16 protein-coding genes, 1 pseudogene and 1 CRISPR repeat array are annotated in these 23,200 nt (G+C 40.3%); of the genes and pseudogenes, 7 read left to right on the top strand and 10 right to left on the bottom strand.

Annotated elements, in window-relative coordinates; genetic code table 11:
- Positions 1 to 29: 29 nt before the first annotated feature.
- Positions 30 to 1,433 (bottom strand): 3-isopropylmalate dehydratase large subunit, encoded by a 1,404-nt coding sequence (leuC, locus tag HWQ38_RS38835; RefSeq protein ID WP_292805424.1) that lies wholly within the window; start codon positions 1,431 to 1,433, stop codon positions 30 to 32.
- A 294-nt stretch (positions 1,434 to 1,727) separates the two neighbouring features.
- Here leuC and HWQ38_RS38830 point away from each other — a divergent pair, with 294 nt between their 5' ends.
- The 4 genes from HWQ38_RS38830 (at position 1,728) to HWQ38_RS38815 (ending at position 5,344) form a co-directional block, all read left to right on the top strand.
- On the top strand, positions 1,728 to 1,898 hold the full coding sequence (locus HWQ38_RS38830) for a hypothetical protein (protein WP_292805458.1): 171 nt from the start codon (positions 1,728 to 1,730) through the stop codon (positions 1,896 to 1,898).
- Between the two features lie 220 nt (positions 1,899 to 2,118).
- Positions 2,119 to 3,978, top strand: a complete 1,860-nt coding sequence (locus HWQ38_RS38825; RefSeq protein WP_292805421.1) for a Mu transposase C-terminal domain-containing protein — start codon at positions 2,119 to 2,121, stop codon at positions 3,976 to 3,978.
- A gap of 3 nt (positions 3,979 to 3,981) precedes the next feature.
- Positions 3,982 to 4,836 (top strand): ATP-binding protein, encoded by an 855-nt coding sequence (locus HWQ38_RS38820; RefSeq protein ID WP_292805418.1) that lies wholly within the window; start codon positions 3,982 to 3,984, stop codon positions 4,834 to 4,836.
- On the top strand, positions 4,790 to 5,344 hold the full coding sequence (locus HWQ38_RS38815) for a TniQ family protein (protein ID WP_292805415.1): 555 nt from the start codon (positions 4,790 to 4,792) through the stop codon (positions 5,342 to 5,344). Before HWQ38_RS38820 ends, HWQ38_RS38815 begins: the two co-directional genes overlap by 47 nt.
- A 567-nt stretch (positions 5,345 to 5,911) precedes the next feature.
- On the opposite strand, the gene HWQ38_RS38810 is transcribed toward HWQ38_RS38815, so the two are convergent.
- From HWQ38_RS38810 to HWQ38_RS40735, 9 genes and pseudogenes are all read right to left on the bottom strand, one after another.
- The gene (locus HWQ38_RS38810) at positions 5,912 to 7,057 is read right to left on the bottom strand and encodes a carbohydrate kinase family protein (protein ID WP_292805412.1); all 1,146 of its coding nucleotides are present in this window, start codon (positions 7,055 to 7,057) and stop codon (positions 5,912 to 5,914) included.
- The gene (locus tag HWQ38_RS38805; protein WP_292805410.1) at positions 7,047 to 8,222 is read right to left on the bottom strand and encodes a hypothetical protein; all 1,176 of its coding nucleotides are present in this window, start codon (positions 8,220 to 8,222) and stop codon (positions 7,047 to 7,049) included. The genes HWQ38_RS38810 and HWQ38_RS38805 overlap by 11 nt, the downstream gene beginning before the upstream one ends.
- On the bottom strand, positions 8,219 to 9,730 hold the full coding sequence (locus HWQ38_RS38800) for a hypothetical protein (protein ID WP_292805407.1): 1,512 nt from the start codon (positions 9,728 to 9,730) through the stop codon (positions 8,219 to 8,221). Before HWQ38_RS38800 ends, HWQ38_RS38805 begins: the two co-directional genes overlap by 4 nt.
- A 174-nt stretch (positions 9,731 to 9,904) precedes the next feature.
- Positions 9,905 to 10,165: a hypothetical protein gene (locus tag HWQ38_RS38795; protein ID WP_292805405.1), complete on the bottom strand. Its 261-nt coding sequence runs from the start codon at positions 10,163 to 10,165 to the stop codon at positions 9,905 to 9,907.
- Between the two features lie 2 nt (positions 10,166 to 10,167).
- Positions 10,168 to 11,298 (bottom strand): hypothetical protein, encoded by a 1,131-nt coding sequence (locus HWQ38_RS38790; RefSeq protein ID WP_292805402.1) that lies wholly within the window; start codon positions 11,296 to 11,298, stop codon positions 10,168 to 10,170.
- Positions 11,295 to 13,259 (bottom strand): hypothetical protein, encoded by a 1,965-nt coding sequence (locus HWQ38_RS38785; RefSeq protein WP_292805400.1) that lies wholly within the window; start codon positions 13,257 to 13,259, stop codon positions 11,295 to 11,297. The genes HWQ38_RS38790 and HWQ38_RS38785 overlap by 4 nt, the downstream gene beginning before the upstream one ends.
- A 483-nt stretch (positions 13,260 to 13,742) precedes the next feature.
- A complete protein-coding gene (locus tag HWQ38_RS38780; protein WP_292805397.1) occupies positions 13,743 to 15,872 on the bottom strand; it encodes an N-6 DNA methylase in 2,130 nt (709 codons plus the stop codon).
- A 140-nt stretch (positions 15,873 to 16,012) separates the two neighbouring features.
- Positions 16,013 to 17,656: pseudogene (gene hsdR / locus HWQ38_RS38775) on the bottom strand (EcoAI/FtnUII family type I restriction enzme subunit R); the annotation flags it as partial.
- 197 nt (positions 17,657 to 17,853) lie between these two features.
- On the bottom strand, positions 17,854 to 18,087 hold the full coding sequence (locus HWQ38_RS40735; RefSeq protein WP_366933402.1) for a hypothetical protein: 234 nt from the start codon (positions 18,085 to 18,087) through the stop codon (positions 17,854 to 17,856).
- A gap of 219 nt (positions 18,088 to 18,306) precedes the next feature.
- Between HWQ38_RS40735 and HWQ38_RS38765 the strand changes: the two genes are divergently transcribed.
- The 3 genes from HWQ38_RS38765 (at position 18,307) to cas12k (ending at position 22,209) form a co-directional block, all read left to right on the top strand.
- Positions 18,307 to 18,621 carry a hypothetical protein gene (locus tag HWQ38_RS38765; protein WP_292805450.1) on the top strand — a complete coding sequence of 105 codons (315 nt, stop codon included), beginning with the start codon at positions 18,307 to 18,309 and terminating at the stop codon, positions 18,619 to 18,621.
- A gap of 184 nt (positions 18,622 to 18,805) precedes the next feature.
- Positions 18,806 to 20,116 carry a hypothetical protein gene (locus HWQ38_RS38760; RefSeq protein WP_292805388.1) on the top strand — a complete coding sequence of 437 codons (1,311 nt, stop codon included), beginning with the start codon at positions 18,806 to 18,808 and terminating at the stop codon, positions 20,114 to 20,116.
- Between the two features lie 11 nt (positions 20,117 to 20,127).
- Positions 20,128 to 22,209, top strand: a complete 2,082-nt coding sequence (gene cas12k, locus HWQ38_RS38755) for a type V CRISPR-associated protein Cas12k (RefSeq protein ID WP_292805385.1) — start codon at positions 20,128 to 20,130, stop codon at positions 22,207 to 22,209.
- A 494-nt stretch (positions 22,210 to 22,703) separates the two neighbouring features.
- Positions 22,704 to 23,179: a CRISPR direct-repeat array (repeat unit 37 nt; unit sequence GTTTCAACAACCATCCCGGCTAGGGGTGGGTTGAAAG).
- Positions 23,180 to 23,200: the final 21 nt, after the last annotated feature.

The raw sequence follows: 23,200 nt of genomic DNA, 5'->3' as shown, positions 1-23,200 counted from the left end.
ATTTCGCGTAACCTCTCCCCTGCTTGAGGTTACAGCAACTCGCGCACATCAGAAACTTCGCCTTTAATTGCAGCAGTGGCGACCATTGCCGGACTCATTAGCAATGTGCGCCCGGAAGAGGAACCTTGCCTTCCTTTAAAGTTGCGGTTGGAGGAAGAGGCGCTGATTTGTCTTCCTTGTAGCTTATCGGGGTTCATGGCTAGGCACATGGAACATCCCGGTTCCCGCCACTCAAATCCAGCTTCCTGAAAGATTTTATCCAATCCTTCGGCTTCCGCCTCTTCCTTCACCCTTTCAGAACCAGGGACAACGAAGGCTTTAATTCCCTCAGCAACGTGGTGACCTTTGGCGATTTTCGCCGCTTCTCGCAAATCAGTAATCCTGCCGTTGGTGCAACTACCAATAAAGCAGACATCTATTTTGGTGCCCTTGATGGATTGACCAGGATATAAATCCATGTAGCGGTAAGCTTCTTCGGCAATGAATCGGTCTTCTTCCAGCAGTTCTTCTGGCTGAGGTACTGACTGGTTGACACCGATACCTTGACCGGGAGTAATCCCCCAGGTAACAGTAGGAGAAATTTCCGCAGCGTCGAATACGACTAGATCATCGTAGTGGGCATCAGCATCACTCTTGATGGATTCCCACCAAACTACTGCTTGATCCCAATCTGCATCTTTGGGAGCAAAATCTCTACCTTTGAGGTAATCGTAGGTGACTTGATCGGGATTGACGTAGCCGCATCTAGCACCGCCTTCGATCGCCATATTGCAGACAGTCATCCTTTCTTCCATGTTCATTTGCTCAAATGTCGTACCTGCAAATTCGTAGCCATAGCCGACACCACCTTTCACGCCAAGTGTGCGGATGATATGCAAAATTACATCTTTGGCGTAAACTCCGGGGTTGAGAGTGCCGTTAACTTCAATTTTGCGGACTTTCAACTTAGAAAGGGCGAGGGTTTGAGAAGCGAGAATATCCCGGACTTGGCTTGTACCAATCCCAAATGCGATCGCCCCAAATGCCCCATGACTTGATGTGTGACTATCTCCACAAGCGATCGTCATTCCTGGTTGCGTCAGCCCAAGTTCGGGAGCGATGACATGAACTATACCTTGACTGCCAGAACCGATGTTGTAAAAAGTTATGTTATTTTCTTGACAGTTATGTTCGAGCGCCTGGATCATTTCCTCTGCCAAGCGATCGGCAAAGGGACGCGCCTGATTTTCTGTCGGTACAATATGATCGACTGTGGCGACGGTACGCTCTGGAAACAGGACTTTTAAACCCCTCTCGCGTAACATCGCAAAGGCTTGGGGACTGGTGACTTCATGAATTAGGTGAAGCCCAATAAATAGTTGCGTCAGCCCTGAGGGAAGTGTACCAACGGTGTGTAAGTCCCAAACTTTATCAAACAGGGTACCTTTGCTCATACGTCAATCAATATTTAAAGAGTCCGATCTTAAATAGTATCAAAAAAGAGTCTCGTTTTTTGCAGATAACTTAATATTACTTACATCATAGTCCCCTCCTCGCTTGCTCTTAGGGGGTTGGGGGTGGGGTTCTTGTATCTCGCTCAAGGGAGAACAGTCCTAAAACCATTTGCTCACCTTTGAGGTAGCAAAAGCAAAAATTCTCCGAAATATTGAGATGCAAAGATGTAAATAACTTTATCCTTTTAATCAAGGATATCTAGGACAATACGAGATAATTGCACTACCAGCGTTATGCCCATAGATTTACGGGAATTTTATCAGGCTTCCGACCCCAGCAGAACTCTGTTTGTCAACAATAGCTCTGATGGCAAGTATTATATAGATTTTTCCTCAGTCCGAGGTGGGGATATTCTTGGCAAGCTGATGTACATTCGCAGATTAAATGTCGGTGTTCGCAAATAACGACATCATCTTCTTGAGTTGCTGAAACCTTTACTGTAAAAACTTTTTAGTTGATTTTGTTACTTAAAAGACAAGATTACTTAATTCGCATATTTAATGTCGAAAAACCATTTTTCGCAAATTTATGTCGTTACCTTAGATTTTTACGAATTGCAAATTAAATGTCGTATTTTCTAAATTTATGGTACATTAATACTATTAATCAGTTCTTCTTACTTCTATGGCAGACCAAGAATTTGGATTAACTGGAGAATCGACGGAAGTTACAGAAGCTATTTGCCTCAGTGACAGTAATTTCGCAGTCGATCCATTGCTGATTATTCTGAAAACGACGGATAATAATAAACTCAGATTTAATTTAATTCAATGGCTTGCTGAATCGCCAAATCACCAGATTAAGTCTCAAAGAAAGCAGGCAGTAGCAGATACTCTCCGTGTTTCTATTCGGCAGGTGGAGCGTCTTCTTAAAGAATACGATGAAGACAGGTTACAAGAGACAGCAGGAGTATCACGCTCAGATAAAGGCCAACATCGAATCTCCGAATACTGGCAAGGGGTTATTAAGGATATTTATAAAAAGAGTGTTGATGAGGAACATCCAATGTCTCCTACACAGGTTTTTAGCGAAGTAGAGCGAAAAGCGTTGGTTGATCTTGGGCTGAAACAAGGAGATTATCCTCACAAAGCTACTGTATATCGAATTTTAAATCCGTTAATCGAGGAAGAAAGACGGAAGAAAAAAGTTAGAAATCCGGGTTCAGGATCTTGGTTGGGAGTGGAAACACGAGATGGGAAGCTACTAAAAGCGAATTTTAGTAACCAAATTATTCAATGTGATCACACACGGGTGGATCTTCGGATAGTTGATATTCTTCTTAGCCTGCTACCGGAGCGACCTTGGTTAACCACAGTTGTAGATACTTACTCAAGCTGTGTTCTAGGTTATCACTTATGGGTAAAACAGCCAGGTTCTGCTGAGGTGGCTGTAGCCTTAAGACACGCTATCTTACCCAAACAGTATCCTTCTAACTACCAACTTAGTAAAACTTGGGACGTATATGGGACTCCCTTACAATATTTTTTTACTGATGGAGGAAAAGATTTTCGCTCAAAACATCTGAAAGCCATTGGCAAGAAATTAGGGTTTCAGTGCGAATTGCGCGATCGCCCACCTCAAGGTGGCATTGTAGAGCGGCTTTTCAAGACTATTAATACTCAAGTTCTTAAAGGGCTACCTGGCTATACGGGATCAAATGTTCAGGAACGTCCTGAAAATGCAGAGAAAGAAGCCTGTTTAACCATACAGGAGTTAGATAAGATTTTAGCTAGTTTCTTTTGTGACATTTATAACCACGAGCCTTATCCCAAAGATCCTCGTGAAACGAGATTTGAACGCTGGTTGAGGGGTATGGGAGGAAAATTGCCTGAACCTTTGGATGAGCGAGAATTAGATATTTGCTTGATGAAGGAAGCTCAAAGAATAGTTCAAGCTCATGGCTCTATCCAGTTCGAGAATCTGGTTTATCGAGGAGAATCACTCAGGGCATATAAAGGTAAATATGTGACGCTGAGATATGACCCAGACCATATACTGACATTATATGTTTACAGTTGTGATGCAAATGATGACTTGGGAAATTTCTTAGGCTACGCTCATGCAATAAATATGGATAGCCAAGACCTGAGTTTAGAAGAATTGAAAAGCCTTAATAAGGAGCGAAGCAATGCTCGTAGAGAACATTCTAATTATGATGCATTATTAGCATTAGGTAGGAGAAAAGAGATTGTTGAAGCAGCTAAACAGAATAAGAAAGAAAGAGTGCAAGCAGAGCAAAAACGTTTACGTTCTGCTTCAAAGCAAAAGTCAAATGTTGTAGAATTAAGAAAAACTAAAACTTCATCTTCTTCTGTACCACAAGAACAACTTGAGGCATTGCCAAAACAGATAGAAGAAGATATAAAGCCTCAAGAATCAGAATTTAAAGCTGAAAAAGATTTATCAAATCAAAGTAATAATAACAAAGAGGATAGACACAAGTTAATTATCTCTAAGCATCAACATAAAAATAATATTTGGTGACCTATGGCACGATCGCAACTCGCAATTCAGCCTTCTGTCGCAACTCTAGCTCCTCAGCTTGATCTCAATGCTCAACTTTCTAAAATCGCTGAGGTTGAAGAGTTATTTAGAACTGCTTTTATTCCAACTAATCGCGCTTTAGAATACTTCAAATGGTTAGATGAACTAAGGTTAATCAAACAATGCGGTCGAGTAATTGGCCCCAGAGATGTGGGGAAAAGCCGAGCGTCTCTTCACTATCGGGAAAAGGATAGCAAAAAACTTTCCTATGTAAGAGCTTGGTCAGCGTCGAGTTCCAAACGTCTATTTTCACAAATTTTGAAAGATATTAAGCACGCAGCAATAACAGGTAAACGAGAGGATTTACGTCCAAGATTGGCTGGTAGCCTTGAGCTATTTGGGATAGAGATGGTCATTATTGACAATGCTGAAAATCTTCAGAGAGAAGCGTTATTAGACCTAAAACAACTATTTGAAGAATGTAATGTCCCTATTGTTTTGGTTGGAGGGCAGGAGCTAGATGATATTTTATGCGGTGTTGATTTGTTGACTAGCTTTCCCACATTGTATGAGTTTGAACGCTTAGAATACGAAGATTTCAAGAAGACACTACGGACAATTGAACTTGATATTCTCGATCTGCCAGAAGTATCTAACCTAGCTGAAGGGTCTATATTCGAGCTTTTGACACAAAATACAGGTGCGCGAATAGGAGTTCTTGTCAAGATACTAACAAAGGCAGTTTTACATTCTTTGAACAACGGCTCTAGCAAACTTGAGCTATCTGTTTTAGAAAAAGTTGCTAATCGGTATGGCAGAAAATACATCCCACCAGAATCGAGCAAAAAAAATAAATGAAGATGATAACGTTCTGCCAAGGTTAGGCTATGTTGAGCCGTATGAAGGCGAAAGCATTAGTCATTATTTGGGACGCTTGCGACGATACAAGGCTAACAGTCTTCCTTCGGCATACTCTTTAGGAAAAATTGCTGGTATTGGCGCTGTGACATCTCGATGGGAGCAGCTTTATTTCAATCCATTTCCCAGCTATGAAGAATTAGAAGCTTTGGGTAAGCTTATTTGTGTGCAGGTTGACAGGATATATGAAATGTTGCCGTACAAAGGTATAACAATGCAGCCTAGACCGATTCGTTTATGCGGTGCTTGTTATGCAGAGTCCCCTTGTCATCGAATTGAATGGCAGTTTAAGGAGAAAATGAAGTGCGATCGCCACAAGTTGGGTTTATTAACAAAATGTACTAACTGTGAGACACCATTTCCAATTCCAGCCGATTGGGTACAAGGTGAATGCCCTCGCTGCTTTTTACCTTTTGTTACGATGGCAAAGCGTCAGAAGCTTCGCTAACAAGTGAGATAGCCCATTTTATGCTGTGTTTAACTTAAGAGCTATTACATATTGGGAAAAGTTCCGCTTTAATCCCCCTCATTCTAAGCAATACTGGAGATTTTTGGTAATGTAGGGGGAGTTAATGCAGATAGGTTAGAGCAGATGTTAGATGAAGCTTGAACCTTTTGCCTTATTGAAAATAAGCCATCTAGCCAGATTAAGGGAACATAAGACTGTAAGGGCCATAAATTCAGTTTCCTTTCAGAATGCCCAAACTATGGAGCTAACCCTGTTCTGTCACTCTCAGGAGAGAAAAATATTATGGTTGTCCTGAGACTCAAAGAGCATCAATAATTGAGCAATGGCATTCCTCTTTTATCATTTAACTTTCTTTGTTGCGAAAAGACCTTAAAATAAAAATTTAAGATTCTTCTCTGCCGAAAGTGACAGAAGAGGATTAGGTTCAAGATTTCGGTGTTGTGGCTGCATGGTTTGTCAACGATGTTTTATGGAGTTTACATAGATAGTGAAATTTCAAAAAACTATGTACTTTTCACCATAAACTATATGAGTTAACATCAATAATTAAGCTATATTTTGAACTAAACTAGTATTTTGCTCTTCTGCTTGGCTGTTTGTTTTAACACTATAGCATTGCTTAGTGCAGCCCGGACAAACACACTGGATTGTATATTTTATAATGTTAGTCTGATTGGAAAAATCTTCTGGAATAGTAAGTAATGTTGATTTTTCCAACATAACTTTCTCGACTGCGATTTTCATAGATTGTCTATCAAGAATATACATACTACCTCTTGCTCCTTCAAAAAGGCAGTTAATTGCTGCAAGAGCTTGACCAAAGCGTAAAGCTTCAACAACTTTATCGTTAGATGCTTTTTCTAAATTTGTACTGCCGTTTTGACCAAGTAAATGTATAATTCCAGCAGTACACCAATCTCCAGAGCCGGCAGCATCTTTGAAACCGTTTATCTCAAATGCTGGGAGTTGTTGCCACTGTTCTTGATAATTATTACAACCTCTCCAAATATATCTGAGACCTTCTTCTCCCAAGGTCACTACTTGTAAAAGTGGTAAAATATCGCTTTTATATTCTTCAATATTCCTCAATCGCTCATGAGAATATTTAATAATATGGCAACTTTGTAATGCTTTATTAAATAAGGATTGATCCCCAATACCTGATGGTTCAAAAACTACAATACCTCCCTGTAATCTTACTGCATTAGCCAACTCTATTGCAGCAGGAGAAACTTTATCAAAATAAAAAGCTTTAATATCAGTTAATGTTTTTAATCTCTCTTGTATGATTTTAAGAGTTAAGCTTTTATATCTTGGTAATCGTATTCCACAATAAGGACAAGCAAAATGAAATGTATGTTTAGGAATGCCATCAGGTTTTGTACGAATTTTTTCAATAATTATAGGCGTACTTCCATCCTCAGAACTTTCTACAAAATCTAGCCTAACTTTAAATTGAGCTAGATCATTTTTAATTTTTTCAGCAGCAGAGTCATTAGCAAGACGTGAAAGTGGGTATGATTCCCAACCAAGATAAGATAATATACTGAGTACATTTCCACAGGAACCCCCAGCCCAGAATTTAGGTTCTGCTTCTGTACTCTCATTTATGACAACATCTAATGCTAGAAGACCAGTACCAGCACATCTTGTACCTGTTTGAGGAATAGCAAAATAATTTTTATTTTTCATAGCACTCACCTGCTATCCATAGAGTAAATAACTCTGATTTTTTATACTCTTCTTCGGCATCAACCATATAATATCCCTGTGCTTCAACATGGGCTATTCCTACTCGACAACCTGCCTTTTTTAACTCAAGAGATTGTCTAATTTCATAGGCAGCTAATAAAGAGCCTATAGATAATATTTTACTAGATAGTGGTGATATAAATGCTTTGCATCCTCCAAGAATTTGTAAAGCTTCATTGTATTGAATTATTGTTTGATGAATTTGTCTATAAGCTTCAAAAAGATTTTGTTCAGAAGCATAAATAATATTACTTGATTCAAATTGAAATTCATCAAAAAATAGTTCTCTGTATTCTTGTAGTAACAATGCATCAGCACGTCGCGGATTAAGTGATGGTGAAGGAAGTATAGGGCATATTTCACTAGGTCTGCCAAGATACTCATGTATAAGCTTTAACTGAGTGACTTTTCCTTCCCCAAGTACAGGAAGCCATATTTTTGGAAGATTTGCTGTTCCTTCAAGATTGAGGTCACCAGAAAAGCCATGTAAACATATAGCTTTTTCATCAATTCCTTGCTGTCGAATACATCTATCTAAATTGACATTTTCAGCTACTAAAAGATGTAAATTTGGAATAGTAGTAGATTGATTATTTTTATTTTGATATTCTTGATCAATTAAAAAAATTAACTTAGCAATTATGGAAAAATATATACTACGAGGCATTGCACTAATGTCAACCACAATATCAGTAAATACTGATAGTTCTTCTAAATTATTGAAAATATCATTAGCTCGACGCCCTATTCCTAGTAGCCCTTCGCTTGACGACATTTGCAGTTTATAAGATTGAATATCACCCTTGGTATCTATTAATTTCTTAAGGGTATGGCGATTTTTTTCAACTAAGTCTGCATATTTTTTTGAAGGTGAGTTAGCGCCCTCCTCATATTCAATCAATAAACACTTTCGCCGGCCAGTTCCTCCAGCATCTAGAAGTGCTTTTAAACCTTGACACATACGAGGATCGAAACCTAAACCCATTATCACAAGTAGGTTCCGGTTTTTTTCAGATAAGAGTTCTTTCCAAAACGGTAAAAACTCATCGCCACGTTTCATTACATAATATTCCCATCGGCGTTTTCTCTTATTGACATTACTCATAACCAAAGCTCAGGCTCCTTTTTCGGAGGTAGAAAACCGCGCTGTAACCATCTAAACAGTTTTGTTAGTGACTGCGGACGCCATCCCCCATAGGTAAGAGGAAGGTCAAAATGTACGCAAAGCATCCGATTAAGGTATAACAGCATCCATCTTTGCCCTCCTTTTTGACCTTGCTTGGCATCAACCACTACTTCAAGAAAGTTATAAGCCACACAAATTTGGATTACACGGGATAGTTGTGCCAACCCTGGATCTTTTGCTAATTGCTGTGGGTCTTGCAGTTTATCTCTATCAGCCATAGAAATAGCAATACCCGTGACTCCTGGAGCATAGGGAGCGTTAGGCCTGTTAGTTTCCCACTTAGACAATTCACCAATAGCTTCTAGGAATTTACGAACATCATGCCCATATTTCACTTGCTGTGGAAGTGTATTCCATCTTTGTTCAACAGCTTGTTTTAGAATTTGCTGCTGTTGGTTAGGAGGCAGGGCACAAGGCTGCTTGAGTAGAGCCGCAGAAAGGGAAACTTCAAATAAACTCCCAGTAAGCCATAGGAACTGTTCAATGTTGGATGATGCTATATTTGCCAAACGAGAGATGCCGTAATAGTACGGTATTTTAAACTCTTTACAAAAAAATAGCTCTGCTGCTGCACGCACCTGAGAATCGTCACGTTTTTCTAATTCATTTACTTCTAGCGGCAAATCAAATATTGTTAATTGTTTATATGGCTTTCTCTCTTCTCGGTCAATGAGAATCTCCAATGTTTTCCAAGCGATCGCATTATCTTTTTCTGTACCCTTTTGCTGTTCTCTTTCTGAAACCCATTGGATGTAGCGTTGCTTCTGGTCAGCGCTACTGCGTACACGTTCGCTAACAATTAACTTTCCTTCGGCAAATTTATTTTGCCACTTTTCTCCATCTAAAGAATTTTGAAGGCATCCATTAAAAGACTCTATATCTGTATCGGCTGCTTCTCTCACTCGACAATCAGCAATGTTTTTGACCACTCCCTCAAAGCGCCTATTCCCTCGCCAGAAAGCCTCTAGGTTAATGACTCCTTCATGATCTCGCCCAAGTATTGCTCCTTCAGATAAGAGTTCTTCAACACCAAGTGCCTCCAATCTCTCTGCCATCCAAATACCAACAGGAAGACGGTTATCAATAAGTTCTTCTCGCAAAAAACGTCTTTGCTCCCAAGTCAGTTTGTGTACATCATCAAGCATTAGCAGCACACGCTCAGTAATTGGTTGCCCAGCATATAGTATAAAAGGATATTTAATTATGTCCAGAGCAATTAAGTAATCATGCCCAGGTAACCCATCTGTAGGAGTAATAAAGCTATCCAAAGCATCACAAACTTTCTGCTCTACTCCGCACGCCCAGTCATACAATTGCTTACCTGAGCAGGGTAGGGTCAGCCCTACAGAAGATGTGTCTATCGAAAACGAAATTTCAATTTGTTCAAGAGCAGATATCTCTGGATATCTTAATCCTTTAAGTACCAAAATGCTCCGCAAAACTGCAAGTATAATCCGAGCATTCAATAATGATAGAAGTAAGCGCTTTTTTTTTGCTAAATCTATATCCAACTCATCAAGAGTTGCAAATCCACGGGCGCAGGATAATAGAATACCTAATACCTTGATTTTGCTTTCATCAAGTGCCCCAAGTTGCTTGAGTCATTGAAATAAGTCTTTAGTATCATTAGACCGTTCCCGGATAGTGCGAATAGTCAGCAGTGCATTAGGAGTAAAAAGGCGCAATAGAGAAGTTTTACCACCACCAGGAGCACTTATAAAGATTCGTAGCCTATCAAAAAGACCTTCAGTTGAATCCCCTAATATGTCAAGCACACGCGAACTAAATAAGCGGACAAAGTTGTCATCCGATTCACTTTGCTCTGAGGCTCGCATTCTAAATGGATTACGAGATTCTTTCATAACTAACTCCGATGCCTTTCCGTTCGTGGAAAAAGACCTCTTACATTGTAAAAATCAGGATCAGCCCAAAGTAAAAATATAGAATTATTCGGCGTATTATGACTTAGCACTAACGGGAGACTACAATCGTTAAAACCTCGCCTTCCATCTCCTTTACCTACATTCATGTGCTTAGTTTTAACCTTGGCATCGTAATATATATCCTTTTCTACTAATTCTAGAAAAAGAGAGTCATCCATCTGCTGTAATGGAACTCCTGCTGATAAAGGTTGTATAACTGTAATATTGCATTTTATAGATTTTTCAGAGAATAAATCTCTTACTATAGAATCTAAGTGAGAACAAGCTTGTTGGGTCGCCATATATAAAACAAGGTGTATATGAAGCTCGTTTCTGTTAAAAAGTTTTTCTATACCATTGTTTAAATTAGTTCCTGCCTCGTAAAATTGTTTATAAACTTTATCAATTTTCCCTTTAAATTCTTTAGTTTCAGGGTTTCTTCTTAAGTAACTTAGACCACTTGCCGAAAAATCATCAAGTAGAAAGACCATTCTAAAACAGCTTTCATACTCTGTAGGTTTTCGCCCCAGTATACTCTCCATATCTTCAGATAGGTTCTTGAGCATATCCTTAGCTTTTTCTGGAGAAATTTCATAAGCTTGCCATATTTGTTCATGACTCAGTTCTCGATTGCTGCGACGGAATATATCAGTATGTGCTCCATCACTTAAACCTAGAAAAAGACATTGCCGTCGAAGTACTTTAAATTTTTGGCTATCTGCAAGTCGGCTAATATAGTTTTTGGGAATGCCAGATTCTTTAGCTGTGTAATCCAATAAAATTGGTCTAATAAAATCTGGATATGCCATTGCTACAAGATGTTCCATTTCTGCTGAAGAACAAAAAATTAACCGTTTCTTCACAAATTCGTAAGCAATTTGCCGCTCATTTTTGGAGAATTGTTTGAGCCATAAAGCTAAACTCTCAACAAATTTTCTACCAGTTGAAAATTGCTGATATTGGTCATATTTGTAAGCAGCCATTGCTTGAAGTGAAGGACGTTCATTAGCAACATTTTCTGATGTCCATTCCATAACTTCCGCTAGAAGGCGCTCTGCCAACTCATCTTTCATTGGTTTTTAGTTGCAATTTGTCCTAAATCAAAATGTATACCATCATCAACAATTTGCAGGCAATCCAGGTAAGCAAGAGTTGCTTGCACTCCTCGAAATCCTGGAGGTGCAAGATTCCAACAAGTTTTAGGATCGGGCGAAACTTCATCCACACTCAAGGAAAATGGCTCTCTCAACAGATAAAAGTCATTACCAGTCCACATACCGCGATCGCCAATACACAAAACTTCACCTGTTCCTAAGATACCCAACATCCTGCGAACCTGCTCTACAACTGTAGATTTGGATACACCAGGCGCTAATACATCAATAGAGTGACTAGACCTGACTATAGTTACATTTGGAGAATTAGTGGCATGAACTATTGTCTGGACTAAAGACCAAATTGTTGTTAATGGTGCAAGAGATTTTGCTTCAACTGTGATCTGCTTCTTACGAACTGTAATTTGTGCCATTTTTGGCAGTCGAATGTCTATTTGAAACGCCTCCGCTAATGGTGCCAACTCAATACATGGTTTTTCTGAGAAATTAGGGTGCTGGTCATCATCTAAAAGCCCACAATCTGCTCCGTTATAGTAGCCTACTAATATTTGCTGCCAGTATCGCTTGGGGATAGCTTCGCGAAGAGCTTCTTTAACGGATTTTCCTCGACCTGTGGCTACCCCAATAACAATGCCTGCTCTTAGCAAACGTGAAAGTTCTTTGGTCATCTTGCTACTAAGGCTACCAAAGCGATCGCTACCATCACATAGAGTTCCATCGTAGTCAAAGATTATGGCAGCAAAAGAAACCCTTTGCATTTTTTGAATAAACTCTTCATAGGATTGTCGCCAAAAGTCTAACTCTCCAAATGAAGTAAGAATTTCAGGAATAGTACCCGTTTTACGCATGATACAGAAGGTTGCAATGTCAGTATCTTTACCAAATCTTACTGATGGAGTACACAAGGCACGAAGATTATATAGTTGCTGTCCAAAGGGTGGAACTCCAGGACGGCCTGGATCGATACCTCGACGCTCTCCAGCAAAAGATACAATGTAAAAACAAGTCACTAGAGCTTTGATCGCCGCAACTGTTTCATTTCCTGCAAAGTACAATTGTACTATAGAGATATCTGATGGAATTAATTGAAGGGTTTTTTCTGCAAGTTCTTTTTCTGCCTGCGTTATTAATACAAGTAAGGCTGTGCTTTTTCCACGCTTGGCAAGCCAATGGTGTCTGCCATGAGCAAAATTACGGTAATCAGCAAGGTGTAATGAACCCAATGCTGCTTCAACAAACTTAGATTCCAGGTCAATAGCTGCTGGGTGTGTAGGGATACTATACAGCACAGAAATATAGTCACGCTCCCACAATGAAATACAATATTCCCGGAGTAGCGAGTGGTACTCATTGGCAGTTTTTCCATCGTATAAAAGTTCTGCTAGGTTTTCGGGAAGTTCTTTGCTAGTATCGAAAACTTGATGATAGGCTCGTGCCAAAAGAACGAAAAAGGCAAGTAGTGAATTGGTGGCTAGGAAGCCATCTGTCTGAGACGGTAAATCAAAATCAAAAATCCCCGCGTAACTATACCGCGCAACAAGACGCGAGAGTGGACTCCCGCTCTTTGCACATAGTACAAATAAATGTTGAGGTTCACGGAGGACAGCCGTTTTAAAAGCCGCTTGAATATCTGAGTTTTTACCTCCTGCACTCAAGCACCAAATTGCTACTTCTCTCGTTACTGGACTACTCTCTATGAAATCAAGAGTCGTGACTGCTTTTGCAACTGTCTGTGCAAATCGTTGATGAAGAGCACTCATAAAGTGCGCGGCTGTGAGCGCTCCTCCTGAACCAGTCACGAGTAGAGGGAACGACGCTGACGATGCGACAGCAGCAACTAAGCGATCAATATTTAAAGTCATTGCTATAGAGTAAGTATCTGCAAGCTGCTGAAGTTCAGAGAGATATGGTTTGCCCATAAACAATCTCCTTTGGGAAAGCTACTAGCTTACTACAGTGCTTCTCATACCTCAATCACTCAAAGCTTCAAGAATCTTACTCTTCACTCTACATATATTTTTTCATATACTTTTTTCAAGTGTAGCTCCTAGCACTCTTCGCTCTAAGAAAAGCATCTGGGTGTTGTTTTACTTCGTTAACCTGCTCACTAGCCACAGATAAATGTAATACCATTTTGAATTACGAGTTACTTTCTCTGTCTAGGTTTTCTAAATCCATCTTTTGTAATCATTTTTCCAATTGGTATGATCCAACCACACAGTAATCAAGGAGTGACCTGCTTTTCAGGATGCGATCGCATTTTCTCAGTCAAACTGTACAAATTCAAGTGATCGCCTCATGATTTGTCTTCCAAGTACCTAGTTCACTAATAAAGTTACGGTATTTTTAAACACGCATAGTCTATGCAATGAAACCACCCTGAACTGGCAAGAAGCCTTTGACTACAGTAGGTCTCTATTTGGTGAAGATACCGTTTTGTATGCCTGCTGAGGGTGATTTAGTTGTTCGGGGTATCGCAGTTCTATTAATCCCCGGTCTAACATTAGGCTTAAATAGTGGTTCCTAATGCTGTCCGGTTTACGGTTGAGTAAGTCAGCTAATGTTCGGAGTGCGAGATAATGTTCGGAGCAAAGTTCTAAGATCACACGCTCGACTAACTCTTGATCTACGCGGCTTTTCTCACAAACAGGGACGGCAATATCTTTTAGACGCTTGTAATGTTCGGAGCTTAGTCCGTAATGTTCGGAGCTTGGCTCGTAATGTTCGGAGCTTGGCTCGTAATGTTCGGAGCTTGGAAGCAACGCAACTAAATCCGATTGTTGTTGGATGACTAAAGCGTAATACGTCCCACGACCGCGACCAGAGCGTTCCAACCAACCATTATTTACCAAGCGCTTGAGGCAGTCTCCTATGTCTCTGGGATGTTCCCGTCTGTAACACTGAATATCACTGTTACAAATATCTCCAAATTGATGCGCTAGTACCAAGATAATGCGATCTAGCTCTGTTAGTTCACAATAGTTATCCCCTATAATCTCCCTTAATTCTTTTTCGACATTTTCGGGAATTAGGCTCACCATTGGTAATGCCACTGATGTCATTTCTAAATCTAATTCTTCTGATACTAGGGGGTAAAACCATTGCTGCTCTTTCCAAGCGCGGAGAATTTTCCCAAAACCTGAGCCTGCCTTCTCACCTAAACCAAGCATTTGAAACATCTTTTGCAGGTTGGGATTCCGAGGATCGCTAATACCACCATCATAAAGTTGTTCAAGAGAGATTCTTAGGCGACCGGGATTATAGAATAAAAAACTATTTGTGAATTTGGTAACTACTAGAGGGCGAGTAGATATATGATCTGCGTGGATAAGGGAATTAACTAGAGCTTCTCGAAGTGCCTCATGTACGTGAGTTTCACCTCGCCGCACAGCATCCCTATCAAGTTGAAATGGAACGTTTATATCGTTGACTAGACGAAGCTTGGCGCAAATTCCATCCCCAAATAGCACCCCATTGGGAAATACTACTGCCGCGCGTCCTGGTTTGGGTCTTTGTCTGAGACGACGCATAATCAACTGAAGGAATAAAAACGCCGTTTCCTTGGTTTGTCTATCTGGGGGAAAGTTAATTTTAATTCTGTCTTCTTCCTCACCCCCAAACGGCGGATTTGTGAGAATCACGTCTACCCAATCCTTTTCACCCATTTCTGAAAGGGTAAACCGCAGACTATTTCCATCATCAATATCGGGATATTCAAACCCATGTAACAGCAAACTCATGTGCGCTAACATCAAAGGCAAGGATTTTGCCTCACCGCCAATAATGCTTTTTTGTAATATCTGCCAATCTTGGGCGCTACAATTCTTTTTCAGATATTCATACGCCTCGACCAAAAAACCACCTGTTCCGCAAGCAGGGTCAAAAATGGTTTCTCCCAGCTTCGGTTCCATCACTTGCACAATAAACCGCACTACCGGACGGGGGGTGTAAAACTCTCCCGAATCTCCCGCCGCGTCTCGCATTTCCTTCAGCATCGACTCATAAAGGGTGCTGAGTAGATTCACTTCTTCTGATTTATCAAAGTGAATATCATTTACCTTACTCAGCACATCCCACAGCAAAGTCCCGCTAATCATGCGGTTAGTGACATCTTTGAACACCTTGGCGATTACATCAGCGTGATCGCGTCCAGTTTTGCTTTTGAGATTCCGCAAATAGGCGAGTAGCCCTGCACCTTTAGTGCCATCTGGTGAAATTGCCTCATCATTGTTGATGAAACTTTTCAGGCGATCGCCAGTAAAATTTTCATTAGCTGCCCAATCTCGCCAGCGATAAGGCGGTTGAATCGTTGGTTTATAGGATATTCCTTCTAATTCTGCTTCCACCTCATGCAGTTTTTCGGAATCATCCAAAAGTTTCAAAAACATGATCCAAGTCAATTGGGGAAGACGGTCTAATTCTCCATTCAATCCCTTATCCGTCCGCATGATGTCACGCGCTGACTTAACCACGCTTCCTAGTTTTTGGGCAGTGGTTATGGGTTGATTAATTTTATTTTTTTTACTCACCATTTATTCAGATATATCAAAACATAAATTATCGTCATACAAGCAAATAAATCTATCAAGAATGAGTATTAATTTTAAAGAATTTTTAGCAATGCCAAAATTAGTTAGCCTTCCATGACAAATGCCATGACGATATAATCCATTCTATCCTCAAACAACACCGTGCTATTGGTGTAATCGAGTATATTAAAAGACCTCTTACCCCGTTCTTCTCGTACACGGGTTCCCCGCCCAATAATCTGCTTAAAGTCTGTCATTGAACGAATAACACGGGCAAGCACAACATTTTTACAGGTGGGAATATCTACCCCTGTTGTTAGCAACTTAGCAGTAACAGCAATAATGTGAGTTTCATCTAAGACATCTTTAAATTTGTAGAGATGTCCTTTACCCACATCACCAGCATCAGAGGTAATGCGAGTTATATAGTCAGGATTTGTTTTGGTAATATCGCTGTTGAGGTTGCGTAATTCCTTGATCATTGCCTTAACGTGTTCCTCATCCACGCAAAAGACAATAGTTTTGGCATAGCGATCGCCACTTCTCAAAAAATCAGTAATGTGTTGTGCGATCGCCTTTGTCCGGGCTTCTCTCACCAATTTCCGCTCAAAGTCTGGAGTGAGATAAACTTCATTAGGAATTGTTCTTCCATAGCGGTCAATCTGTCCAGCGTTAGGTCGCCATCCTTCGCGATCGGAACGGGTAGTAATTCGATAAACTCGATAGGGAGCTAAGAAACCATCATCAATCCCTTGTTTGAGGGAATATGTATAAAGGGGATTGCCAAAGTAGCGATAGGTATCAACATTATCATCGCGTAGCGGTGTTGCTGTCAGTCCTAACTGATACGCAGGTTCAAAATGTTCTAGAATTTGTCGCCAGTTACTTTCATCCCTGGCGCTACCTCGGTGACACTCATCAACAATAATCAAGTCAAAATAATCAGGATTATATTCTCTGTAAAGTCCAAAGCTATATTGTGTATCACCAATTGCTTGATAAATAGCAAAGTAGAGGTCACGTCCTTTTTTCGCTTCCCCCTGAATTTTGTAAATTTTCTCTTGATTAAAGGCAGAAAAATCCTTATTCATCGGGTCATCTACCAAAATATTCCGATCTGCCAAAAACAGAATTCTAGGAGAACGAGATTCTCCAGAAGTATTCCACTCCAAACTTGACAGTTTCCAAACTATTTGGAAAGCAACAGTAGTTTTACCCGTTCCTGTTGCCATTGTTAGCAGTAGGCGCTTTTGACCTTTGAAAATTGCGGCTAGTGCAGCATTAATAGCATTTCGTTGATAGTAGCGCAGTGGTTTATCTGGAATTGGATAAAACGGAGTTAACAGTTTTTCTGCTATGTCCTCTCTAATTTGTTCCTTTGCTTCCCCAGTTAGTCGTCGCCAAAGTTCATCAGGGCTGGGAAACGATTCCATCACATTAGACTGCTTACCCGTGATGAAATCAAACTCTACAATTCCTTGTCCGTTAGTGGAATAAGCAAACTTCACCCCTAGAAGATTGGCATAGTCTATTGCCTGTTCCAGTCCCTCATCTGGTGTTTTATGTTTTCGCTTGGCTTCCACCACGGCTAAGGGAAATTCTCCGTTATATAGCAGCAAATAGTCTGTAAACTTCCGTTTACCACGAGGTTGGCGCTTATTTTTCGGGCGAATTTTGCCATTAGTGAAGTAATACTGCTCAGTATAATCGTGAGGCTCTTTTTCCCACCCTGCATCTCTTAGTTTTGGCTCAACATACTTACGGCAGGTATTAGCTTCATTGCTCATTGCTTGCTATTTTACTAGTTATTTTTCTAACTTAACACCTAGTTATGTCTACGCACAAAAAAATAATATTACCCTTGTTATTCAAGATGCAAATAAGACCTGAGCAATAATCAGCGATCGCACTACTTTTCTACATACATCGTGGCTCATAATATCTTTAACATAGTCACGAATCGTGAGTAAATGTGTTACTCAGATCAAGTAAGGTCATAGACATCATTCGCCCAAGGGCTGAATATAGAATCGACGCGCTCAGTGAAAAGCCCTTGGAGCCGATGGAATACTGTAAAAAATGGGTTGATATGTCCCCCGATGACCGGGGGTACAGAAAAGCCTGCATAGCCGCTCTCACCGAGGCAACCGCCCTGAGTCCAAGGACTATAGGTAATTGGGGTTCCAATTTCGAGAAGCGCCCCAATTATGTAGCGCATATTTTACGAATGGCGGATAAACTCAACCAAATCAAAAAAATAGTCTTACCTCCTGACTTTCCTCAAGAATAATTTACTCGTGATTCGTGACTAAAATACTTGTACTATAGGCAGAGATTTCCTAAGTTGAGGTCAGCAAGCATGGGTTTTGCGTGCAGTAGCTTGATACCTCCACAAATCTCTGTTGCTGTAACCCTTAGTAACTCACGAACGCTCAAGATGCAAACTGGGAGGCAATCCCACCAAAACAAACATCAAATTGATACCCTCTGTCAGTTGCCCCTGGAACCGATGGAGTATTGTCATCGTTGGGTTATTCACGAACCAGGACGTAATTATCGCAAAGCTTGCATTAATGCAATCGCGGAAGTTACAGGTACTAGCCCAAAAACTGTTAAAGATTGGGGGACAGAGTTTCGCCGACGACCAAAATACGTTACCCGAATTTTGCGGCAAGCCGACCTGATTAATCAATTCAAACAGCTAGTTGTTAAGGGAATTATTACCTTGCCCTCTGACTTTCCTCAAGAATAAGCGAGGGTATATAATACCTGTGCCTGCTCTTTTATTGGGTAGAAGTAACCTTTCTGAAAGCAAGTTGAAGTGTCAGAGGTGATCGCTACTCACTACCAATTGCGCCAAAAACCGCTTGCTCTGATTACAAGGTTAATCTTAGGCTGAGATACAGAAGTACTAATTGGAACAGGCAAGAGGTCTAATGAATTCAATCAGCACCGTTGAAATCAGCAAAAATCCTTGCACAATCGAGGTAATGGATAATTGTATTTTCGTCCGTGATTTGGAAATCCCCCTACGTGAAGCTATAGACTACCTGCAACTTCTTCCACAATCAGAAAAAGAAAAGGCTTGCCTAAATGCTTTTGAAGTAGGATTCTTTTGCCTCCAAAGAGTTCAAACTCTTACTGACACAGAATTTGTGAAGCGACAGTTTGAGTCTTTGCTTGTTGATATTTCTAAAGCGGTTGGGGTTATACCTGAAACCCTTGAGCAAAGATTAATCAGTCAACTTAGTACAGATGATGGTCAAGTATTTGCTCTAATACAAAACCAAATTAATTTAACCAAAGCAGTTCTCACCGAACAACTAGAAGGAGTGAGAATATTGTTTCAACAGGAGATTGACACCTCGAAAGAGACTTCAACTCTTGGCGGCGTGATGAAGAAGTTGCAGGACTTGTTAAATCCTCAGTATTCTGGCTCGGTACAAGGCGTATTTCTAGAGGCGTTAAATAATGTCATAACAGAAAATGGAACTTTAGTTAAAGCCGTTAAAACCGTGGTTGAGGAAGCAGTTAAACCATTAGCTAGCGAAGTAGATCAATTAGCTAAACAAATTCGAGAAAAAGAGGTGGTAGAGTCTGTTCTGGAGCAAACTATTGCTAAAGGAGCAACTTACGAAGAAGCTGTGGTTGTAGAATTACAAAATTGGTCAAAGCTTTATGGCGCAGAGGTTTCTCATGTTGGTAATGATAAAGAACCTGGAGATATTCTCATCAAGCTGAGTGCAAACTCAATAGCACTAACAGAAATGTCAATAGTTATTGAAGCGAGAAACCGAGAATCTAAACGATGGGGTCGAGGAAAAATTTCTAAGCAATTAAGCACAGCTATGGAAAAGCGTGGAGCAAATACTGCTATATTTCTAAGTCGCACTCGTGATGGTTTAGCTCACGAAATTGGTGAATGGGGGCAAGGGATATGTGAACAGGGTTTATGGGTAGCTACTACACATGAACTATTAAATGTCGCTATCCAATTTTTGATTATTCGCCAACAGTTGGCATCTCAGCAGATCGTTAACTCTCAACTGGATTATACAGTTATAGAAGCCCAGCTTCAGCGAATTCAGTCATCTTTAGATTATGTCACCAAGATTAATACTCATCTAACTTATGTACAAGAAAATGCGGAAGGAATTCGAGCAAAAGCCAAAGCCATGAGAGTTGAGATTCGGAATAGTATTTCCGAAATTTATGAAGCAGTTCGTCTGAATGAGATTGTAAGTTAGTAGGAAATAATATGAGTGTTATCACTATTCAATGTCGTCTCGTCGCTCATGAAGCAACTCTTCGCCTCTTGTGGAAACTGATGGCTGAGAAAAACACACCACTGATTAACGAATTATTGGAACAGCTAGACAAGCATCCTAATTTCGAGACTTGGTTAGAAAAAGGTCAAGTACCTAAAGACACTATCAAGACAATATGCAATTCTCTCGAAATACAAGAGCGTTTTGCTGACCAGCCAGGTCGTTTTTACGCATCAGCAGTTACTCTAGTCAAAGAAATTTATAAGTCTTGGTTCGCCTTACAAAAGCGACGACAGCGCCAAATAGAAGGAAAAGAGCGTTGGTTAAATATGTTGAAAAGCGATATAGAATTACAGCAAGAAAGTCAATGCAATTTAGATGTAATTCGCGCCAAAGCTACTGAAATTTTAGATTCGTTTTTAACCAAGTTCAGTCAGGAGAAAAATAAGCAATCCAAAACAAAAAAAGCCAAGAAGACTAAAAAAAATAAAGAAATATATTCAAATACCACACTTTTTAATGGGTTATTTGATACTTACGATAAAACGGAAGACTGCCTATCCAAGTGTGCGCTTGCATATCTGCTTAAAAATAACTGTCAGGTCAGTAAAGTTGATGAAGACCCTCAACAATATGCTAAAAATAAACGTAAAAAAGAAATTGAAATTGAACGCTTAAGAAACCAAATCAAAAGTCAGAAACCCAAAGGTCGAGATATTACAGCAGAAAAATGGTTAGTAACTTTAGAAGAGGCGACCAAAAAAGTCCCTTTAAATGAAGACGAGGCAAAGTCTTGGCAAGCTAGCTTCTTAAAAGCAAATAGCTATATGCCATATCCTATTGATTATGAAACAAATACAGATTTGGATTGGTTTACCAATTATATTGATGATGAAACTAAGAGAGTAATAATACTATTAGGGCAAATATATTTTTTGAATTTGGCTTTAAAATTAAGGACATACAACTTAATTAAGTATGTTTATTTCACAATGGTATGCTCTTCCAATAGAGATGTAAATTGGTTGAACCTACAAAGCAAAAAAGATCGTATCTTTGTCAAGTTTAATGGTTTGAAGGAAGAAATCAAGAATCCTGAATTTTATGTTTGTTGTGATTCTCGCCAGCTTCATTATTTTCAACGTTTCTGTCAAGACTGGCAAATTTGGCATGATGACGATGAAACATATTCTTCTGCATTGTTTATTCTCCGTTCTGCACGTCTGCTTTGGCAGGAAAGAAAAGGTAAAGGTAAGCCGTGGACGGTTCACCGCTTAATTCTTCAATGTTCTATAGAAACACGTTTGTGGACACAAGAGGAAACAGAACTAGTTCGCTCTGAGAAAATCAATCAGCCTGAAAAAACTATCAGCAAAATGGAACAAGAAGGTAGTTTAAAGAAGAACCAGGTAACTCGTCTAAAAAAAGAGTTAACTACGAGGCGTAAACTTAACAACCCCTTCCCTGGCCGTCCCAGTAAACCTCTGTATCAAGGAAAATCTAATATTCTGGTTGGTGTAGGCTTAGGTCTAGATAAACCAGCAACAGTTGCTGTGGTAGATGCTGCCAACAATAAAGTTTTGACTTATCGCAGCGTTAAACAACTACTCGGTGACAACTATAATCTTCTCAACCGCCAAAGACAGCAACAGCAACGCCTTTCACACGAACGCCACAAAGCTCAGAAACAAAACGCGCCAAATTCATCTGGTGAATCAGAGTTAGGACAATATGTTGATAGATTACTGGCAGATGCGATTGTTGCGATCGCAAAAACTTACTCTGCTGGCAGCATTGTTCTACCCAAACTCAGCGATATGCGAGAAATCATTCAAAGCGAAGTTCAAGCCAGAGCAGAGAAAAAAATTCCAGGTTACAAGGAAGGTCAACAAAACTATGCCAAAGATTATCTTGTCAGCGTCCATCGCTGGAGCTATGGTCGATTAATCGAGAGTATTAAAATCCAAGCTGCAAAAATTGGAATATCTATTGAAATGGGGCCACAGCCAATTAGAGACACTAAACACGAACAAGCCAGAGATTTAGCTTTGTTTGCTTATCAACAGCGCTAACTTGAGGTGCTTTAGTTGAAATACTGAACCTTGAAAATATAATATAGAAATAATAGCGCCGCAGTTCATGCTTTTCGGAGCTAATCTGTAAAAAATCTGGGTTAGTTTGACGGTTGTCAGACCGTTTTGCTTTCTGGCCCTGGTAGCTGCCCGCTTCTGATGCTGCTGTCGCAAGACAGGATAGGTGCGCTCCCTGCAATAAGAAGTAAGGCTTATTAAGCTCTAACCGTTCTAGCAACGGTGCGGATTACCTCAGTGGTGGCTACTGAATCACCCCCTTCGTCGGGGGAACTCTCCAAATATTTTTTTGGCGTGTCGAAGCGGGGGCAAAATCCCTGGAGTCCCGCCAAAAATTAAAACCTTTGTCCGGCCTTAATTTCAGTCTCTTAGACATGAAGATAAGCTCTAGTCAGAGGAACGAAAAACCATTTATGTACTTTCGCTGCCAAATTTAAGTTTGGAAGCCTGTACTAATAAGGGTATAGACGGGTCGAGTTTCAACAACCATCCCGGCTAGGGGTGGGTTGAAAGTCTCTATATGCTACATCCAGAGCATGATTACGGTGAAGTTTCAACAACCATCCCGGCTAGGGGTGGGTTGAAAGATTCACTTCCGGTCGAATCAGCAGTGAATCAAGAGTTTCAACAACCATCCCGGCTAGGGGTGGGTTGAAAGAAAGATCAATTCCGCAGTTTATCTGAGGGTCAATTGTTTCAACAACCATCCCGGCTAGGGGTGGGTTGAAAGAAGTTTCTATTGAGAAAGTGGGAAAGTAGTGGACTTGTTTCAACAACCATCCCGGCTAGGGGTGGGTTGAAAGGGTTAACTACATGGCAGCAGTTGAAGTCCGAGTATGGGGTTTCAACAACCATCCCGGCTAGGGGTGGGTTGAAAGTTATTGCAGATCCTGGGGAATTTCCGATTGCAGAAAGGTTTCAACAACCATCCCGGCTAGGGGTCGGTTGAAAGCATTCCCCTACTAAAAACAAT

Origin of the sequence: Nostoc sp. NMS7, from assembly GCF_017115085.1 — a bacterium.
Classification (GTDB): Bacteria; Cyanobacteriota; Cyanobacteriia; order Cyanobacteriales; family Nostocaceae; genus Nostoc.
This window is presented reverse-complemented; position numbering and strand designations above follow the sequence as displayed.

Excerpts from the sequence above, each read along its gene's own strand:
- leuC (WP_292805424.1), bottom strand. The coding sequence starts at position 1,433 with ATGAGCAAAGGTACCCTGTTTGATAAAGTTTGGGACTTACACACCGTT.
- HWQ38_RS38830 (WP_292805458.1), top strand. The coding sequence starts at position 1,728 with ATGCCCATAGATTTACGGGAATTTTATCAGGCTTCCGACCCCAGCAGA.
- HWQ38_RS38825 (WP_292805421.1), top strand. The coding sequence starts at position 2,119 with ATGGCAGACCAAGAATTTGGATTAACTGGAGAATCGACGGAAGTTACA.
- HWQ38_RS38820 (WP_292805418.1), top strand. The coding sequence starts at position 3,982 with ATGGCACGATCGCAACTCGCAATTCAGCCTTCTGTCGCAACTCTAGCT.
- HWQ38_RS38815 (WP_292805415.1), top strand. The coding sequence starts at position 4,790 with ATGGCAGAAAATACATCCCACCAGAATCGAGCAAAAAAAATAAATGAA.
- HWQ38_RS38810 (WP_292805412.1), bottom strand. The coding sequence starts at position 7,057 with ATGAAAAATAAAAATTATTTTGCTATTCCTCAAACAGGTACAAGATGT.
- HWQ38_RS38805 (WP_292805410.1), bottom strand. The coding sequence starts at position 8,222 with ATGAGTAATGTCAATAAGAGAAAACGCCGATGGGAATATTATGTAATG.
- HWQ38_RS38795 (WP_292805405.1), bottom strand. The coding sequence starts at position 10,165 with ATGAAAGAATCTCGTAATCCATTTAGAATGCGAGCCTCAGAGCAAAGT.
- HWQ38_RS38790 (WP_292805402.1), bottom strand. The coding sequence starts at position 11,298 with ATGAAAGATGAGTTGGCAGAGCGCCTTCTAGCGGAAGTTATGGAATGG.
- HWQ38_RS38785 (WP_292805400.1), bottom strand. The coding sequence starts at position 13,259 with ATGGGCAAACCATATCTCTCTGAACTTCAGCAGCTTGCAGATACTTAC.
- HWQ38_RS38780 (WP_292805397.1), bottom strand. The coding sequence starts at position 15,872 with ATGGTGAGTAAAAAAAATAAAATTAATCAACCCATAACCACTGCCCAA.
- HWQ38_RS40735 (WP_366933402.1), bottom strand. The coding sequence starts at position 18,087 with ATGCGCTACATAATTGGGGCGCTTCTCGAAATTGGAACCCCAATTACC.
- HWQ38_RS38765 (WP_292805450.1), top strand. The coding sequence starts at position 18,307 with ATGCAAACTGGGAGGCAATCCCACCAAAACAAACATCAAATTGATACC.
- HWQ38_RS38760 (WP_292805388.1), top strand. The coding sequence starts at position 18,806 with ATGAATTCAATCAGCACCGTTGAAATCAGCAAAAATCCTTGCACAATC.
- cas12k (WP_292805385.1), top strand. The coding sequence starts at position 20,128 with ATGAGTGTTATCACTATTCAATGTCGTCTCGTCGCTCATGAAGCAACT.